A 16039-nucleotide genomic window follows, 5' to 3' on the forward strand; every position below is an offset into this window, starting at 1 on the left:
GGCGGTCTCGGGCTCGGGGCGACGCGGGAGCGCGCCTCCGTGAAGGACAAGCCGACGCACCGCGCCGGCGGGAATGGAGTCGCGCTCAGACCGCCATCGCCTGCACCACCGGCGCCGCATCCGGGCGCAGCCCGAGCAGGTGGCAGATGGCGTAGACGAGGTCGGCGCGGTTCAGCGTATAGAAATGGATATCGGTGACGCCACGATCAACGAGGTCCGTCACCTGCTCGGCCGCCACGGCCGCGGCGATGAGCTTGCGGGTCTCCGCATCGTCGTCCAGCCCCTCGAACCGCTTCAGCAGCCACGCGGGAACCGACGCTCCGGTACGGGTGGCGAAGTTGGACGCCTGCTTGAAGTTCGTCACCGGCAGCAGGCCGGGCAGGATGGGAATGTCGATGCCCCGGGCGCGGACCTTGTCGAGGTAGCGGAAATAGACGTCGTTCTCGAAGAAGAACTGGGTGATGGCGCGGGTGGCGCCGGCATCCACCTTGGCCTTCAGATAGTCGATGTCCGCATCAAGGCTGGCGCTCTCCGGGTGCTTCTCGGGATAGGCCGAGACCGACACCTCGAAATCGCCGATGCGGCGGATGCCCTCCACGAGGTCGCAGGCATAAGGATAGCCGTCCGGATGCGGCTCGTACGTCGTGCCGACGCCGGTCGCCGGATCCCCGCGCAAGGCAACGATGTGCTTCACGCCAGCGTCCTTGTAGGCGCGCACCACATCATCGATCTCGGCGCGGCTGGCGCCCACGCAGGTGAGATGCGCGGCGGGATGGAGCGCCGTCTCCTTCACGATGCGCGCCACCGTCGCATGGGTCCGCTCGCGGGTGGAGCCGCCCGCGCCGTAGGTCACGGAGACAAAGCTCGGGGAGAGCGGCGCCAGCCGGTGGATGGAGGACCACAGGGTCTTCTCCATCTCCTCGGTCTTGGGCGGGAAGAACTCGAAGGAGACGTTGACCGGCGGCCGGTCCATCTCCCGGCTGGCCCGCACGGGCGCGGCGGCGGGAATGGAAGCGGGGGTGGTCATCAGGCAATCTCCCTGTGGACGAGGTCGGCGGCGGCCACCACGGAACGCGGATCGCGGGCGAGCCAGAGCGAGACGGTCAGGCCGTCGCCGGCGCCGCCATCGGGGGTGAGGGTGTCGAAGGAGACGAGATCGAGGCCCGCGGCGGCGAGCCAGCCCTCCACCGTCGCGCGGTCGAAACCGAGGTGACGGTGGGCGTGGGCCTCGCGCAGGAATTCGAGGCCGTGGGGGGCGAAGTCCACCACCAGCAGCCGTCCGCCGGGCGCCAGCACCCGTGCCGCTTCCTTCAGCGCGCGGCTGCCGTCGTCGAGGTAGTGCAGCACCTGATGGACGATCACCGCGTCGAACGCGTCGCGCGGTACCGGGACGGCATAGATGTCGCTCTGCCGCAGCAGGCAGTTGCGCACGCCCGCGCGCTCCAGATTGGCACGAGCGACGCCCAGCATGTCGGGGGAGAGATCGACGCCCATCCCGCGCTCGATGTCCGGCGCGAACAGTTCCAGCATCCGCCCCGTGCCGGTGCCCAGGTCCAGCAGCGCGCGAATGGGCTTGCCGGCGAACGCACGGCGCACCGCCGCCTCCACCGCCGCCTCAGGCACATGGAGCCGGCGAATCTCGTCCCACTGGCGGGCATGGGCGGCAAAATAGCCCTGTGCCGCCGCAGCGCGCGAGGCTCGCACGGCCTCCAGCCGCGCGCGGTCGCCGGCCAGCACCGGATCGTCGCGGTCGAGCAGGTCGAGGAGGCTTTTGGCGATTCGCCCGCCCGCGCCTTCGGCGGCACGGCGATAGAAGACCCAGCTCGCCTCGCGGTGGCGATCCACCAGCCCGGCATCGGCGAGGAGCTTGAGATGCCGCGAGATGCGCGGCTGCGATTGGCCGAGGATTTCGGTGAGATCGGAGACGGTCAGTTCCGCCTCGCCCAGCACGGCGACGAGACGCAGGCGCGTATCCTCCCCTGCAGCCTTGAGGCCTTCGAGGACGGCGGCGAAAGAGGAAACTGCGGGCACGGGCCGATCTGACATAAAGATATCTTTATATCCTTACCGAGCCGCATTCAAGTGCGGGCTGCGATGCACGCGCGCCACAGGCCGATCACGATCGCGCGCCTGTCGCAATCTCGCATTGCCGGGGAACAGGAGCGCGCCTAAAGCCGTTGCAAGACACCAGCTGCAGAGCCGGAAGAAGCTACCGCCAGACGGGCCAAATTTTTCCGCGACCCGTTTCCAATTTCGTCACGTTTCACGGTTAACACCTCAAGCATGACCCTTCGCAATACCCTTCTCCTCGCCGCCTTCGGGGCGTCCGTTCTTGCCGCTCCGGCCTCTGCACAGGGGCCTTACGGCGGACCGAACTACAGCCTGCCCGGCGGCCAGCAGGACGATGCCACCGGCACGCTCCCGCCCGCACCTGTCGGCGGCTATGGCGAGGCGCCTCCCGGCTATTCGGACCCGTATGCGCGTCAGCAGGCGCCGGTGCGCCGCGACCAGGTGGAGCGGACGGATCTCCCGGCGCCGGGTCAGGCCTATCCTCAGCAGGCGTATCCCCAGCCGGCGCAGCAGGGCTATCCGCAGCCCGCGCCCGGTGGCTACGCCAGCCGTCCGATGCCCGTGGCGCCCGATTCCGGTCCCTACCCCGCCGCGGTGCCGGCGCAGGGTCAGCAGGCCTATGGCGGCCAGCCGGTCTACAATGCGGCGCCCGACCTCTACGGACGCCAGGCGACCCCGACCGCCTATGAGCCCCAGCAGCAGGCCTATGGCCAGCAGCAGCCCGGCTATGGCGGCTCCGGCCGCGGCGCGGTGGATCAGGATGCGCTTTACGCCAGCCTGAACAACGCCCCGGCGCCCGCCGGCTCCTATGGTCCCAACTCCGCCGTGGTGCCCGGCACCACCGAGGCGCCGTCCGGTCCGCGCATCGAGAACATCGATCCCACCGAGCCGGTGCCGGAACGCTTCCGCCGCCAGACGGTGGATTACGTGACCACCCAGCCGGCCGGCACCATCGTCATCGATACGCCGAACACCTACCTCTATTTCGTCCTCGGGGGCGGCAAGGCCGTGCGTTACGGCATCGGCGTCGGCCGCGAAGGCTTCACCTGGGCCGGCACCGAGAAGATCACCGCGAAGAAGGAATGGGCCGACTGGCGCCCGCCGTCCGAGATGATCGAGCGCCAGCCTTACCTGCCGCGCTTCATGGCCGGCGGCCCCGGCAATCCGCTGGGCGCACGCACCATGTATCTCGGCGGCACGGTCTATCGCATCCACGGCACCAACGAGCCGCAGACCATCGGCAAGTTCGTGTCCTCCGGCTGCTTCCGCATGCTGAACGCCGATGTGGAAGATCTCTATGACCGCGCCAAGGTCGGCACCAAGGTGGTGATTCTGCCCAAGGGCAGCTCCGCCCCCCAGGCCAATGCCGCTCCGGCGCCCGTCTCGACCGCTTCGGCCGGCAAGCCCGCCGCGCAGCGCTGAACGCATCCCGGTCCGCCGGGAAAAACAGGACCAAAACGGCCCGGCCCACGCCGGGCCGTTTGCTGTTTAAGGCGCCCTTGGCCGGTCTCAGGCTCCGCAATCTGCCGGAGCGGAAGACCACTGTGCGCGGCGTTCCTGTTCGATATGATGGCCCCAGCAGCGATCAAGCTGACAGGAGAGGCCCATGTCCACGCCTGCATCTGCGCCCACCCCCGCTTCCACCATCGCCGACCAGCTGCACGCGGTACGCGCCAGCTGGGGCTGGTTCGCTGTGCTCGGCATCGCCTTCATCGTGCTCGGCTTCGTCGCCCTCGCGCACGTGCTGGCCTCCACGGTCGTCACCGCCCTCTATGTGGGCGCGCTGATTCTCGTGGGCGGGGTGGTGCAGGTCATCCATGCCTTCCGCGTGCAGGGCTGGGGCCGGTTCTTCTACTGGCTGCTGGCGGGCGTGCTCTACGTCGTGGCCGGCGCCCTCATCATGTACAATCCGCTGCTCGGCGCCGGTGTCCTCACGCTGATGATCGGCGTGGCGCTCGCGGTCGAGGGCATCTTCCGCATCTTCGCCGGCTTCGGCTCCCAGCACGGCAAGGGCTGGGGCTGGATCGTGGTGTCCGGCATCGTCACCCTGCTGCTCGGCCTCATCATCATCGCCCGCTGGCCGGTGAACTCCGTCTACATCCTCGGCCTCTTCCTCGGCGTGGACCTCATCGTCAACGGCGTGGGCACGCTGATGTTCGGCCTCGCCCTGCGCGAGAAGAAGGACTGAGTCGCACCCTCCCTCGACGTTGGAAAAACCGCCCCGCCCGTCCGCGGCGGGGGCGTTGCCGGGAACGGGCGGAGCGGACGGCCCCGGGGGGCGTCGGGGCGCGTCCTGTTCAGATGGTGAAGATCATTCCGCCGGCTGCGGCAGCGCGGCCGGCGCGGTCTCCCCCTCGGTGACCTTCACGCGGAACCAGGTGGCATAGAGCGCCGGCACCACCAGAAGGGTCAGCACGGTCGCGACCAGAAGGCCGCCCATGATGGTCACCGCCATCGGACCCCAGAACACGCTTTCCGCCAGCGGGATCATGCCGAGCACGGCGGCAAGCGCGGTGAGCACCACGGGCCGAGCCCGGCGCAGCGTCGCCTCCACGATGGCGCGGTGGGGCGTCGCCCCCTCGCGAATGTCGTGGTCGATCTGGTCCACCAGGATCACGGTATTGCGCATGATCATGCCGGCGAGCGCGATAAGGCCCAGCAGAGCCACGAAGCCGAACGGCCGGTGCGCGATGAGCAGAGCCGCCGCCGCGCCGATGAGGCCGAGGGGGGCGGTCGCCAGCACCAGGGCAAGGCGCGAGAAGCTCTGCAGCTGGATCATCAGCAGCGTCAGCATCACCAGGATCATCACCGGGAACACCGCCGCCAGCGAGGCATTGGCCTTGGCGCTTTCCTCGATGGAGCCGCCGGTCTCGATGCGATAGGCGGGCGGCAGCTCGGCCTTGAGCTGCGCCAGCTTCGGCAGGAGGCGAGTGGTCACATCAGGCGGCTGCACGCCGTCCCGCACATCGCCGCGCACGGTGAGCACGAGGTCGCGGTCGCGCCGCCACAGGATGGGCTCCTCATGGGCGTAGCCGATGCGCGCCACCTGTCCGAGCGGGACGGCGAGACCGTTGCGGGTGGTGACGGTGAGGGCGGCGAGGTGTTCGAGGTCCACCCGCTCTTCCGGCACGGCCCGCGCCATCACGTCGATGAGCAAATTGCCCTCACGCAGCTGGGTGATGGCATAGCCCTGAAGCAGGGTCTGCAGCGTCTCGGCGATGTCGCGCGGCGAGGTGCCGAGCGCGCGGGCGCGGTCCTGATCGACGGTCAGGGTGATGGACTTGACCTGCTCGCCCCAATTGAGATGGGGGTCGATCACGTCGGTGTCGGACGCCATCACCAGCCGCACCTTCTCGGCAATGTCGCGCACCGCGATGGGGTCCGGCCCCACCACGCGGAACTGCACCGGGAAGCCCACCGGCGGGCCAAACACGAAGCGGTCCACACGCACGCGCGCCTCGGACAGGGCGCCTTCGGCCAGCTCCGCGTCGAGCCGGGCCTTCAGCCGCTCGCGGGCGGCCACATCCTTCGCCACGATCACGATCTGCGCGAAGTTTGGATTGGGCAGCACCGGATTGAGGCCGAGCCAGAAGCGCGGCGCGCCGCGGCCCACATAAGTGGTGCGGGTGGCGACATCCGGATCGTCACCGACGAGAGCCTCCGCCTTCTTCGCCGTCGCTTCGGTGACGGTGATGGAGGTGCCTTCCGGCAGGCGGATTTCGAGGAACAGCTCGGGTCGGGTGGAGGTGGGGAAGAACTGCTGCTGCACGAAGCCGAACGCCACCACCGAGCCCGCGAACATCAGAACCGTGGTGCCGATGACCATGAAGCGGTGGCGCAGGCAGAATTCCAGCGTCCCGTGCAGCATCCGGTAGAGGCGGCCGTCGTGCATCTCGTGATGCCCGCCCGCCTTCTTCATGTCCGGCAGCAGCACCGTGCCGAGATAGGGCGTGAAGATCACCGCCACGAACCACGATGCGATGAGCGCGATGCCCACCACCCAGAAGATGCCGCCGGCATATTCGCCCGACGACGACTTGGCAAAGCCCACCGGCAGGAAGCCGGCCGCCGTCACCAGCGTGCCGGTGAGCATGGGAAAGGCGGTGGAGGTCCAGGCGAAGGTGGCGGCGGACATGCGGTCCCAGCCCTCCTCCATCTTCACCACCATCATCTCGATGGCGATGATGGCGTCGTCCACCAAGAGGCCGAGGGCGATGATGAGTGCGCCCAGGGTGATGCGGTGGAGATCCATGCCCGCCGAGAACATGATGAGGAAGACAATGGCGAGCACGAGGGGCACCGACAGCGCCACCACGATGCCGGTCCGGAACCCGAGCGAGAGGAAGCTCACCACCAGCACGATGACGAGGGCTTCGAGGAAGGTTTTCAGGAACTCGCCCACCGATTCGCTGACGATGTGCGGCTGATCGGCCACCTGCGTCACGTCGATACCGTGCGGCAGCTCGGCGGTGGCCTCGGCCATGGCGATCTTCAGGTTTTCGCCCAGGGTGAGGATGTTGGCGCCCTGCGCCATGGACACGCCGATGCCGATGGCGGGCAGCCCGTGCTGGCGCATGAGGAAGGAGGGCGGGTCCTCGTAGCCACGCCGGACAGTGGCGATGTCGCCGAGGCGCAGCAGCGCGCCGTTCACCGCCACCGGCACCTCGGCAATGGCCTCGACGCCGGTGAAGGCCCCGGTGACGCGCAGATTGATGCGGTCGGAGCGGGTATCCACCGCCCCTCCCGCCACCACGGCGTTCTGCCGGGCCACGCTGTCGAACACCTGCTGCGGCGTGATGCCGAGATTGGCGAGGCGGGCGTGGGAGAACTCGATGTAGATCTTCTCCGGCCGCTCGCCGATGAGGTCGACCTTCTCCACGTCCGGCACGCGCAGCAGACGCTGGCGGATGACCTCCGCCTGCCGCTTCAGCTCGGCCGGCGCCGCCCCCTGCCCGCTCAGGATGTAGAGGGCTGAATAGACGTCGCCATATTCGTCATCGAAGCCCGGCCCGATAACGCCGGCGGGAAGGTCGCCGCGCACGTCGGAAACCTTCTTGCGCACCTGGTACCAGAGGTCCTTCACCTCCTTCGCCGGCGTGTTGTCGCGCAGGAAGACCTGCACGAAGGACACGCCGGGGCGCGAATAGCTCTCCACACGGTCGAGGTGCGGCAGGGATTGCAGCTTCTTCTCGATGGGATCGGCCACCTGCGCCTGCATCTCGGAGGCGGTGGCGCCGGGCCACGCCGCCTGCACCACCATGACCTTGATGGTGAAGGAGGGATCCTCGGCGCGGCCGAGGTTGAAATAGGAATAGGCCCCCGCTGCGCCCAGGAGGATGATGGCGAACAGGGTCAGCGCGCGGTGGGTGATGGCCCAGCGCGAAAGATTGAAGCGCGAGGCGCCGTCCGGGGAAGGACCGGCGGCGCTCACGGCCGCTGCTCCGCGACGCTGGCACCGGAGGCCGGCGTCTGAGCCCGGCGGGTTTCGACCGACGGCAGGCGCTCGGCCACCTCGGTCACGGATGGGGCCTGCACCGTGCGTACCTTCTGGCCGGGCAGCAGCGTCTGGACGCCGAGGATCACCACCGCATCCCCCGGTGCGACACCGCCGGAGAGCAGCACCTCGTCACCCGTATAGGCGGCGATCTCCACCGGGCGGGCGACGATGGCATGGCTCGCGCCATCCACCACGAACACTTGCGGGCCATGGCCCCGATCGATCAGCGCGGACAGCGGCAGGCGCGCCACCTGCTGCTGGTCCTTCGGGCGGAGCGTCACGGTGGCGGTCATGCCCAGCGCCACGGTCTCGTCCGCCCCTTCCAGCGTGAAGCGGGCGGGATAGGTGCGGGATGTCGCGTCGGCCTGCGGCGACAGCTCCCGCAGGCGGGCGGGGATGCGCCGGCCGGGATCGGCCCAGAGGGTGACGATGGCGTCGGCGGCGCGGGCGTCGGCCAGCGCGGTTTCGGGCAGCGAGACCAGCGCCTCCTTCTCGTCGAGCCGGGCGACGCGCACGATGGTCTGGCCGGAGGCGACCACCTGCCCCGGCTCGGCCGAGGTCGCGACCACGACGCCGGCGGCATCGGCCACGAGATCGGCATAGGAGAGGCGATTCTCCGCCAGTTCCAGCGAGCGTTTCGCCCGTTCGAGGCGGCCGATCGCTTCATCCTTGGCGAGCGACTTGCGGTCGAGATCGGCGTTGGAGGCTGCGCCCTTGGCGGTGAGGGCGCGATAGCGGGTGTCCTCGGTGGTGGTCTGGGCGAGGTTGGCGGTGGCGGCCTGCATCTCTGCCTTGGCGCTCTCCAGCTCCAGCTTCAGATCTTCCCGGTCGAGGCGCGCCACCACGGTACCGGGCTCGATGCGGTCCCCCACCTCCACCAGCCGCTGCACCACCTTGCCGCCGACCCGGAAGGCAAGATCGATCTCGCGCCGGGCGCGGACCACGCCGACGAAGCTCTTCTGCGTCTCGCGCGGGCGGAAGCTGACCGTCATCACCTGCACCGGGCGGGCGAGCGTGGCCGGCGCCCCTCCGGCCGGCGGCGCCTCCCCTGCATTGGCGGGGCTTTCCTGGCCGCAGCCGGCGAGCAAAAGGGCGGACCCGGCGAGAATCAGCGCGGCCACGCCCCTCCGGTGGCGGTCGGATCGGATCGGAACAGCGAGGCGGGGCATAAGGCGATCCTGTGGCTAGGGCCTATCGAATATGAATTCAACACTGACGATTTTCGTCGATCATCACTTTTACGACGCAGAACGGCGTTTCGCTCACTCCCGTCACGGGAGCGGCGAACGCTCGACCTCGATACTTCTCAGGATGAACCGGAGGCTCTCGCGCAGCGCACCCTCTTGATCCTCGTCGCCAATATGCTGGGCGACCAGCACCGGATGGCAGAAGCGGAGCAGCGCGCTCTGAATGTGCCGGCTGATCTTGCCCGGGTCATGGGCCACGAACACGCCTTGGGCGATGCCCTCGGCGAGAACGCGGGCGGTGAGGTCGCACAGGCGCGCCTTGTGCGCCTCGATGGCGTCCCAATTGTTCTCGATGGCCACCAGGACCATGTCATGAACGCGCCGCTCCTCAAGGAAATTCTCCTTATGGTAGCGCATGATGGCGAGATAGGCGGCGAGGATGCGCTCCTGCGGGGAGCCCCCGTCGGCAACGGCCGCGGCCACCTCGGCCTCACTCTCGTTGAGGCAGCGCGAGCAGATGGTGGCGACGATGGCGGTCTTGGACGGGAAGAAACGGTAGACGTTGGCCGGGGACATGCCCAGTTCGGCGGCGATGTCGGCCACCGCCGTCTTGGCGAAACCCATGCGGCGGAACAATTCCTCCGCCGTGCGCGCGATGCGCTCGCGGGTCTCGTCTGCCGTCTCCTTCACCCTGATGTTCACGCCATACTCCTACGAACTGACGATTATCATAAATCGTCAGTTCTGAATTTCCAAGCCCGCGACTCGGGCGTCTCGTAAAATCTTATCCCCGCCGTGTCGGCGCGTCGCCTGCGCCCCCGTCCTCGGAGCGGCCCCCAGCCCGGGCCGAGGGAGGAACAAGAGATGACGCAGAAGGTGCTCATCCTGATCGGAACGAAAAAAGGCGCGTTCATCCTGGAGAGCGACCCCACGCGGAAAAGCTGGGCGCTGCGCGGTCCCTTCTGCGACACCTGGCCGACCAACCACGTGGTGGGCGATCGCGCCTCCGGCCGCATCTATGCGGGCGGCGGCAATGAGTGGTTCGGGCCGGCGGTGTGGCAGTCGGACGATCTCGGCGCCAGCTGGACGCATTCCTCCCGCGGCCTGGCTGCGGCCGAGGGCGAGGCGCCGGTGAAATCCGTATGGAGCCTCGCGCCCGGCGCGGATGGCGTGCTCTATGCCGGGGTCGAGCCGGCCGGGCTGTTCCGCTCCGACGATGGCGGCGAAACCTTCACGGCGCTCGACGGATTGCAGAAGCATCCCTCCCGCGCCGAGTGGAACCCCGGCGGGGCGGGACTGATCCTGCATTCCCTGGTGCTCGATCCGGACGATCCGGAGGCGCTGTGGGTCGGCATCTCCGCCGCCGGCGTATTCCACAGCGCCGACGGCGGGCGCACCTGGAGCGCGCGCAACCGCGGCACCCGCGCCGACTACATGCCCGAGGGCCAGCGCTATCCCGAACACGGCCAGTGCGTGCATTGCGTGGTCAAGGCGCCCGGCCTGCGCCACCGCCTCTACCAGCAGAACCATTGCGGCATGTACCGGTCCGACGACGGCGGCGTCTCGTGGCAGAGCATCGAAAAGGGACTGCCCTCCAGCTTCGGCTTTCCCGCCGCCGCCCATCCGCGTGACGCCGAGACGCTGTTCCTCGTGCCGCTCAACGGCGACACCGCCGGCCGCTTCATGCCGGAGGCGAAGGCCGCCGTGTGGCGCACCCGCGACGGCGGTACCTCATGGCAGGCGCTGAGAACGGGCCTCCCGCAGCAGGATGCCTATTTCAACGTGCTACGTCAGGCCATGGCCACCGACACGCTGGAGCCCGCTGGTGTCTATTTCGGGACCGGCTCGGGCGAGATCTACGCCAGCGCCGACGAGGGGGAGAGCTGGACGCGGCTTGCGGAGCACCTGCCCACCATCTCCTCCGTGGAGACGCTGGTGGTGGAGGCCTGATGGTGGCGGAGGCCCCCGCGCCGGTGAAGGTGCGCCTGCCGGCGCATCTCGTCCGGCTGTTCCCGGACGGGGAAACCTATGTGGAGCTGGACGCGCGGACCGTCGAGGAACTGATGGGCCAGTTGGAGGCGCTGTGGCCCGGCATGCGCGACCGGCTGTGCGACGAACGCCCCGCCATCCGCCGGCACATCAACGTGTTCGTCGACGGCCGCCGGGCGCGGCTGGATACGCCGTTGCGGCCCGGCGCGGACGTGTTCGTGCTCACCGCCATCAGCGGCGGCTAGAGGGGCGGGATATCAGCGCCCGTCGGCGATCAGGCAGCCGGGCGGGAAATCCGTTCCATCCAACGCTGCCACCACGCATTGCGCCGAGATGAGGTTGCCCCGGGCCAGCGCCTCGGCGCTGGAGCCGGAGGCGTGGGCGGTGGCCACCACGTCGCCCCGCGCCGCCAGCGCGGCAGCGACCGGCAGCATTGCGGGGTCCGCCTCGGCCTCGAACACGTCGAGCCCAGCGCCGCCGATGCGCCCCGCCTCCAGCGCCGCCAGCAGCGCGCGGTCGTCCACAAGGCCGCCGCGCGAGGTGTTGATGACCAGCGCATGGGACTTCATGGCGGCCAGCGCGTCGGCGCCGATCAGGTGGCGGGTCTCGGGGGTGAGCGGCGCATGGACGCTGATGATGTCGCTCTGCGCGATCAGATCGTCGAGCGGCACATAGTCCACGAAAGGGAAGTCCGGATCGGGGGTGCGGGTCGCCACCAGAACCATGGTGCCGAAGCCGTGCAGGCGCCGCGCCACGGCCTTGCCGATGCGGCCGAGGCCGACGAGGCCCACCGTCTTGCCGGTGAGGTCGAAGCCGCTCAGCACCCGCCAATTGCCGGCGGCGATGGCGCGGTCGCTCTCCTTCAGTCGGCGCAGCAGGGCAAGGATCATCGCCAGGGTGTGGTCGGCCACCGCATCGTCATTGGCGCCCGCGGCGATGGTCACAACGCGGCCCAGCGCCTTGGCTGAGGGCACATCCACCCGGTCATAGCCGACGCCCCGGCGGGCGATGACCTTGAGATCGGGATGGGCGGCAAGGATCTCCCGAGTCACCGCGCGCATGCCGACGATCCAGCCCTCGACGCCTTCCAGCAGCGCGCTCAGCTCGGCATCGGGAATGTCGGCATCGAGCGCATCGCCCGGCAGGCCGGAGGGCACCGCGACGCAGCCGTGCTCCGCCAGATATTCGGCGGCGGCGGCATCGAACAGGCGGGTGGTGATGAGAACCTTGCGGGGGGCGGACACGGCATCGACCTTTGCAGGAGAGAAGCAGAACGGTGCCCCCTCCTCTCCCGGCGGCGCGGCAAGATCAAGCCCTGCCCGCCGCAACCGCGCCATGCAGCCGCGCCTCGCGAACGCTCCAGACGAACGCTCCACGCGAAAAAGGGCGGCGCATGCGCACCGCCCTCCAGTCTGCTTCGGCGGGCCGCTGCCCGCCTTTCAGTGCCGCCGGTCAGGCCGCCTGTGCGGCGCTGTCTACCGGCGATCCCTCGATCGTCTTGGGAGCGGACGCCCCACCCGCGATGGGGATGATGCGGGGCTTCTTGGCCTCGGGAATGTTGCGCACGAGGTCCACGTGCAGCAGGCCATTCTCAAGCACCGCGCCCTTCACCTCCACATGGTCGGCGAGCTGGAAGCGACGCTCGAAGGCGCGCGCGGCGATGCCGCGGTAGAGCACCTGGGCGCCCTCGGACGCCTCGGACGCTGCCTTCTCGCCCTTGAGGGTGAGGGTGTTCTCCTTCACCTCGATGCCGAGTTCGGCCTCGGTGAAGCCCGCCACGGCCACCGTGATGCGATAGGCGTTCTCGCCCGTGCGCTCGATGTTGTAGGGCGGGTAGGTGGGCGCCGCATCCACGCCGCCCACGGAATCGAGTAGCGAGAACAGCCGGTCGAAGCCGACGGTGTTGCGGTACAGCGGAGCAAGATCAAACGTACGCATGGCATATCCTCCTTTGAAGCGACATGCGGGACCCGCATAAAGCCGGGTCCGGTCAGGGCGCCGTCAGGTCTCTGCCCGGCGCCTTTTCGGATGTGGGTAGGCCCGTTTCGGGCGTCAAGGGGGTGCCCCGGCTGCAATCTGAACATGCGATGAACGCCCCTGCCGGCCCGCGTTCACCCACCGCGAATAGACTTTTCCCCAACGACATCTGCTCCGTCCGCGGCGTCATCCCGTGAGGAGGCGGGGAGCAAGGGGAGGTCGGGCGATGCGGGCCTGTGCGGCCGCCTGTGCGGCCTTCTTCCTGATGGCGCTCGCGCCGCCAACGTCGCGGGCCCTCGCCCAGTGCGGCGCCGAGCCCGCGGTTTCGGCCGGCGCTCAGACGGCCGTGCCGGCCAAGTCTCCACCCCTGCAGCCCCCGCCCATGCACATGCATCATCCGCCGAGTGCGGCCGGGGCCATCGGCCTTCCCGCAGCACCGATCGCACGCGCCGCCTCCGTCACCGCGACCCAGATGCCGGACGAGGCCACGCTGCTGCCCGGCGCCATCGCGCCGCGCGCCTACCGGCCCTACCAGACCGCCCCCGCCGGCCCCCTTCCGCTCACCACCGAGACCGTCGCGCCGAGCCTGGAAGCCCGCGGCTTCCGCCAGATCAGCGCCGTGCGCCAGCGCGGCCAGAGCTTTCTTGCCGAAGCCACCGGCCCGCGTGGCGAGCGGGTGCGCCTGGTGCTGGATGCCGCCAGCGGCGACATCAGCGGCATGCAGGTCATCGGTTCCGGAGGGCCGCGCTGAGCGCGGCTCCAGGCGAGAGGGCGATTGTGAAGCGGGCGCCCGGCGTGTAACCCTCAGACCGCCCGCCTTCCATCGCTGCGAGCCTCATGACGCTCTATTCCCTGCCGAACAATCCGGTGCCCGAAGGCGCGATCGAAGGCGAGATCACCGCCCGCGACGGCGTGCGCCTGCGCTTCGCCCGCTTCCTGCCCGAGGGCAAGGCGAAGGGCACCGTCGCCCTGTTCAGCGGCCGCTGCGAGTTCATCGAGAAATATTTCGAGGTGGTGCGCGAGCTGAGGTCGCGCGGCTTCGCCGTGGCGCTGCTCGACTGGCGGGGCCAGGGCGGCTCCCAGCGCCTCCTGCGCAACCGCCTGAAGGGGCACGTCACCCGCTTTTCCGATTACCTGCTCGACCTGGAGGCCTTCGCCCGCGAGGTGCTGCTGCCGGATTGTCCGCCGCCCCACTTCGCGCTCGCCCACTCAATGGGCGGCTCCATCCTCCTGTCCTCCGTGCTGGAGGGGCAGCGCTGGTTCGACCGCATGGTGCTGAGCGCCCCCATGCTGGGGCTTGATTCGGTGCCGTTCGAGGGCATCATGCGGCCAACCGCCACCGTGCTCTCCCACATCGGCTTCGCCCGCGCCTTCGTGCCGGGCGGACGCGGGCGCACGCTCGCCCGGCTGAAGTTCGAGGGCAATCCGCTGACCTCGGACCGGAGCCGGTTCGATCGCACCCAGGCCCTGGTGACGGCCTATCCGCAGCTCGATCTCGGGGCGCCCACCATCGGCTGGCTGGCCGGTGCCTATGCCACCATGGCGGAGCTGACCCATCCCGACGTGATTCCGCGCATCCGCCAGCCGCTGCTCATCATTGCGGCGGGCGGCGAGAGGTTGGTCTCAAACAAGGCCATCGAGCACTTCTCGGCCCGGCTCATCGCCGGCGCCCATGTGGTGGTGCCGGCCAGCCGGCACGAACTGCTCATGGAACGCGACATCTTCCGCGCCCAGTTCTGGGCCGCGTTCGACGCCTTCATTCCGGGCACGCCGATCTGAGAAGTTTTACGTTGCCACGCTCAGGCGCCGCGCGGGCTGGTGTTGCCTTGCCACGCTCGGGCGCCGCGCGGGCTTAGCAACCGGTGAGCTGGCGCAGCGCCGCCTCATGGACCTTGCGGCTGCCGGCGGCGACAACGCGGCCGCCCGCAACCGGCGAATCGCCTTCCCAGCTGGTCACAACGCCGCCCGCCCCTTCGATGATCGGCACGAGGGCGATCACGTCGTGATCCTGCAGGCCGGTCTCGATGACGAGATCGATGAGCCCCGCCGCGACCATGCAGTAGGCGTAGCAATCGCCGCCGTAGCGCGACATGCGCACCCGCTCCTCCACCGTACCGAAGGCGGCGCGGTCCTCGTCGTTCATCAGGCGGGGGCTGGTGGTGTAGAGCACCGCATCCTCCAGCCGGGCGCAGTCGCGGGTGGCGAGCAGGCGCTCGCCGGCCGGTCCCCGATAGCGCGCCGCGCCGCCGTCGCCGAAGAAGCGTTCGCCGATGAACGGCTGGTGCATCATGCCATAGACCGGATCGCCCTCCTTCAGGAGGCCAATCAGCGTGCCCCAGGCCGGCAGGCCGGCGATGAAGGACTTGGTGCCGTCGATGGGGTCGAGCGCCCAGGTATAGGGCGCGCTCGCCGTCACATTCTCGAATTCCTCGCCGATGATGCCGTGGGCCGGAAAGGTGGAGCGGATGAGCGCGCGCATGGCCTGCTCGGCCGCCCGGTCCGCCTCGGTGACCGGATCGAAGGCGCGGCCGGCGCTCTTGTCCTCGATGCCCAGCGCCGTGCGGAAAAACGGAAGGATGGCCTCGCCCGAGACGGTCGCAAGCTGATGGACGAAGGCGTCGAAATCGACCGCGGTCATGGGCGCTCCGGAACAGTCGGGCGGGCCGAGGGCGCCCGCGCCGGCAAGAAAGCGCGGGCGGTGGCGGCTGCCAAGGGAAATCTACGGGGAAAGGCCGCTCCCTCCGCGGAGGCCCCGTACGGCAGCGGCCGAATCCGGGTGGTGGTGATCCCGCGCCATGACGGCGGTGCGGGATGATCGCGCCGGCGGCAGATCCGGCGGGCAGGGCGCGCAAAGATTGGGCAGGCCAGCCCCAACAAGATGAAAATAAATGGTTTTAAATGTTGGACAGATGCACAAACTATCTGCCTGTCACGGACTTGATGCAGAGGGGTCCGTTCGTCATATTGATGCAGCGCGGCATTGCTTGTTGCGGTGCCGCTGCCCTCCTTGGGCGTTTCCTCCCTAGACTTGGGCCGCTGTTCGTCAGCGGCCCCTTTCTTTTTCGGCCCCTCACGCCGAGGCAGGAAATGCGGCTAAGCCTAAGCCCGCGCCCGCCTCCTTCTCCCCAGCCCCGCCCGAGCCATCCTCCGCACGCCCGCGTGACGAGAAGCTGCGGCTGAGCCCGATCCCGCGCATCTGCTCGCGCGCGAGTGCCAGCCCGCCGCGTCTACCTGCGCCTGGGCCCGATCGACCGGCAGCCTCTGTGAGCTTCGGTATCGCGCAACATCCGCACATGGAAAGGCCGGCCATCCCGGCACG

14 protein-coding genes are annotated in these 16039 nt (G+C 69.2%); 6 read left to right on the top strand and 8 right to left on the bottom strand.

Going from position 1 to position 16039, the window contains the following annotated elements; genetic code table 11:
* Window positions 1-85 precede the first annotated feature (85 nt).
* Both metF and ACT535_RS17460 read right to left on the bottom strand, forming a co-directional pair.
* Window positions 86-1027, bottom strand: coding sequence for a methylenetetrahydrofolate reductase [NAD(P)H] (gene metF / locus ACT535_RS17455; protein ID WP_476365389.1), 942 nt, complete (start codon window positions 1025-1027; stop codon window positions 86-88).
* Window positions 1027-2046: an ArsR/SmtB family transcription factor gene (locus ACT535_RS17460; protein ID WP_476365390.1), complete on the bottom strand. Its 1020-nt coding sequence runs from the start codon at window positions 2044-2046 to the stop codon at window positions 1027-1029. Before ACT535_RS17460 ends, metF begins: the two co-directional genes overlap by 1 nt.
* 237 nt (window positions 2047-2283) lie before the next feature.
* On the opposite strand from ACT535_RS17460, the gene ACT535_RS17465 reads away from it, so the two are divergent.
* Both ACT535_RS17465 and ACT535_RS17470 read left to right on the top strand, forming a co-directional pair.
* A complete protein-coding gene (locus ACT535_RS17465) occupies window positions 2284-3492 on the top strand; it encodes a L,D-transpeptidase (protein WP_476365391.1) in 1209 nt (402 codons plus the stop codon).
* Window positions 3493-3676: 184 nt separating this feature from the next.
* Window positions 3677-4258 (top strand): HdeD family acid-resistance protein, encoded by a 582-nt coding sequence (locus tag ACT535_RS17470; RefSeq protein ID WP_168459338.1) that lies wholly within the window; start codon window positions 3677-3679, stop codon window positions 4256-4258.
* A 123-nt stretch (window positions 4259-4381) separates the two neighbouring features.
* Here ACT535_RS17470 and ACT535_RS17475 read toward each other — a convergent pair whose 3' ends face one another.
* From ACT535_RS17475 to ACT535_RS17485, 3 genes are all read right to left on the bottom strand, one after another.
* Window positions 4382-7501, bottom strand: coding sequence for an efflux RND transporter permease subunit (locus tag ACT535_RS17475; protein WP_476365392.1), 3120 nt, complete (start codon window positions 7499-7501; stop codon window positions 4382-4384).
* Entirely contained in the window at window positions 7498-8688 is a 1191-nt protein-coding gene (locus ACT535_RS17480; protein ID WP_476365393.1) for an efflux RND transporter periplasmic adaptor subunit, read from the bottom strand. Before ACT535_RS17480 ends, ACT535_RS17475 begins: the two co-directional genes overlap by 4 nt.
* 150 nt (window positions 8689-8838) lie before the next feature.
* Entirely contained in the window at window positions 8839-9456 is a 618-nt protein-coding gene (locus ACT535_RS17485; RefSeq protein WP_476324698.1) for a TetR/AcrR family transcriptional regulator, read from the bottom strand.
* Between the two features lie 162 nt (window positions 9457-9618).
* Between ACT535_RS17485 and ACT535_RS17490 the strand changes: the two genes are divergently transcribed.
* Both ACT535_RS17490 and ACT535_RS17495 read left to right on the top strand, forming a co-directional pair.
* Complete coding sequence (locus tag ACT535_RS17490; RefSeq protein ID WP_476365394.1) at window positions 9619-10704, top strand: WD40/YVTN/BNR-like repeat-containing protein; 1086 nt, start codon at window positions 9619-9621, stop codon at window positions 10702-10704.
* The gene (locus tag ACT535_RS17495) at window positions 10704-10988 is read left to right on the top strand and encodes a MoaD/ThiS family protein (protein ID WP_168459333.1); all 285 of its coding nucleotides are present in this window, start codon (window positions 10704-10706) and stop codon (window positions 10986-10988) included. Before ACT535_RS17490 ends, ACT535_RS17495 begins: the two co-directional genes overlap by 1 nt.
* A 12-nt stretch (window positions 10989-11000) precedes the next feature.
* Here ACT535_RS17495 and ACT535_RS17500 read toward each other — a convergent pair whose 3' ends face one another.
* Both ACT535_RS17500 and ACT535_RS17505 read right to left on the bottom strand, forming a co-directional pair.
* On the bottom strand, window positions 11001-11987 hold the full coding sequence (locus ACT535_RS17500; protein WP_476365395.1) for a phosphoglycerate dehydrogenase: 987 nt from the start codon (window positions 11985-11987) through the stop codon (window positions 11001-11003).
* Between the two features lie 208 nt (window positions 11988-12195).
* Window positions 12196-12681 (bottom strand): Hsp20 family protein, encoded by a 486-nt coding sequence (locus ACT535_RS17505; protein ID WP_476365396.1) that lies wholly within the window; start codon window positions 12679-12681, stop codon window positions 12196-12198.
* Window positions 12682-12946: 265 nt separating this feature from the next.
* Between ACT535_RS17505 and ACT535_RS17510 the strand changes: the two genes are divergently transcribed.
* Window positions 12947-13471, top strand: coding sequence for a hypothetical protein (locus ACT535_RS17510; RefSeq protein ID WP_476365397.1), 525 nt, complete (start codon window positions 12947-12949; stop codon window positions 13469-13471).
* 86 nt (window positions 13472-13557) lie between these two features.
* A complete protein-coding gene (locus ACT535_RS17515) occupies window positions 13558-14499 on the top strand; it encodes an alpha/beta fold hydrolase (RefSeq protein ID WP_476365398.1) in 942 nt (313 codons plus the stop codon).
* A 73-nt stretch (window positions 14500-14572) separates the two neighbouring features.
* Here the strand turns inward: ACT535_RS17515 and hisN are convergent, their stop codons facing one another.
* Window positions 14573-15358 (bottom strand): histidinol-phosphatase, encoded by a 786-nt coding sequence (hisN, locus tag ACT535_RS17520; protein ID WP_476365399.1) that lies wholly within the window; start codon window positions 15356-15358, stop codon window positions 14573-14575.
* Between the last annotated feature and the right edge of the window lie 681 nt (window positions 15359-16039).

This window comes from Xanthobacter sp. DMC12 (genome assembly GCF_056314105.1).

Coding starts and splice junctions, on each gene's coding strand:
- metF (WP_476365389.1), bottom strand. CDS start 1,027: ATGACCACCCCCGCTTCCATTCCCGCCGCCGCGCCCGTGCGGGCCAGC.
- ACT535_RS17460 (WP_476365390.1), bottom strand. CDS start 2,046: ATGTCAGATCGGCCCGTGCCCGCAGTTTCCTCTTTCGCCGCCGTCCTC.
- ACT535_RS17465 (WP_476365391.1), top strand. CDS start 2,284: ATGACCCTTCGCAATACCCTTCTCCTCGCCGCCTTCGGGGCGTCCGTT.
- ACT535_RS17470 (WP_168459338.1), top strand. CDS start 3,677: ATGTCCACGCCTGCATCTGCGCCCACCCCCGCTTCCACCATCGCCGAC.
- ACT535_RS17490 (WP_476365394.1), top strand. CDS start 9,619: ATGACGCAGAAGGTGCTCATCCTGATCGGAACGAAAAAAGGCGCGTTC.
- ACT535_RS17495 (WP_168459333.1), top strand. CDS start 10,704: ATGGTGGCGGAGGCCCCCGCGCCGGTGAAGGTGCGCCTGCCGGCGCAT.
- ACT535_RS17505 (WP_476365396.1), bottom strand. CDS start 12,681: ATGCGTACGTTTGATCTTGCTCCGCTGTACCGCAACACCGTCGGCTTC.
- ACT535_RS17510 (WP_476365397.1), top strand. CDS start 12,947: ATGCGGGCCTGTGCGGCCGCCTGTGCGGCCTTCTTCCTGATGGCGCTC.
- ACT535_RS17515 (WP_476365398.1), top strand. CDS start 13,558: ATGACGCTCTATTCCCTGCCGAACAATCCGGTGCCCGAAGGCGCGATC.
- hisN (WP_476365399.1), bottom strand. CDS start 15,358: ATGACCGCGGTCGATTTCGACGCCTTCGTCCATCAGCTTGCGACCGTC.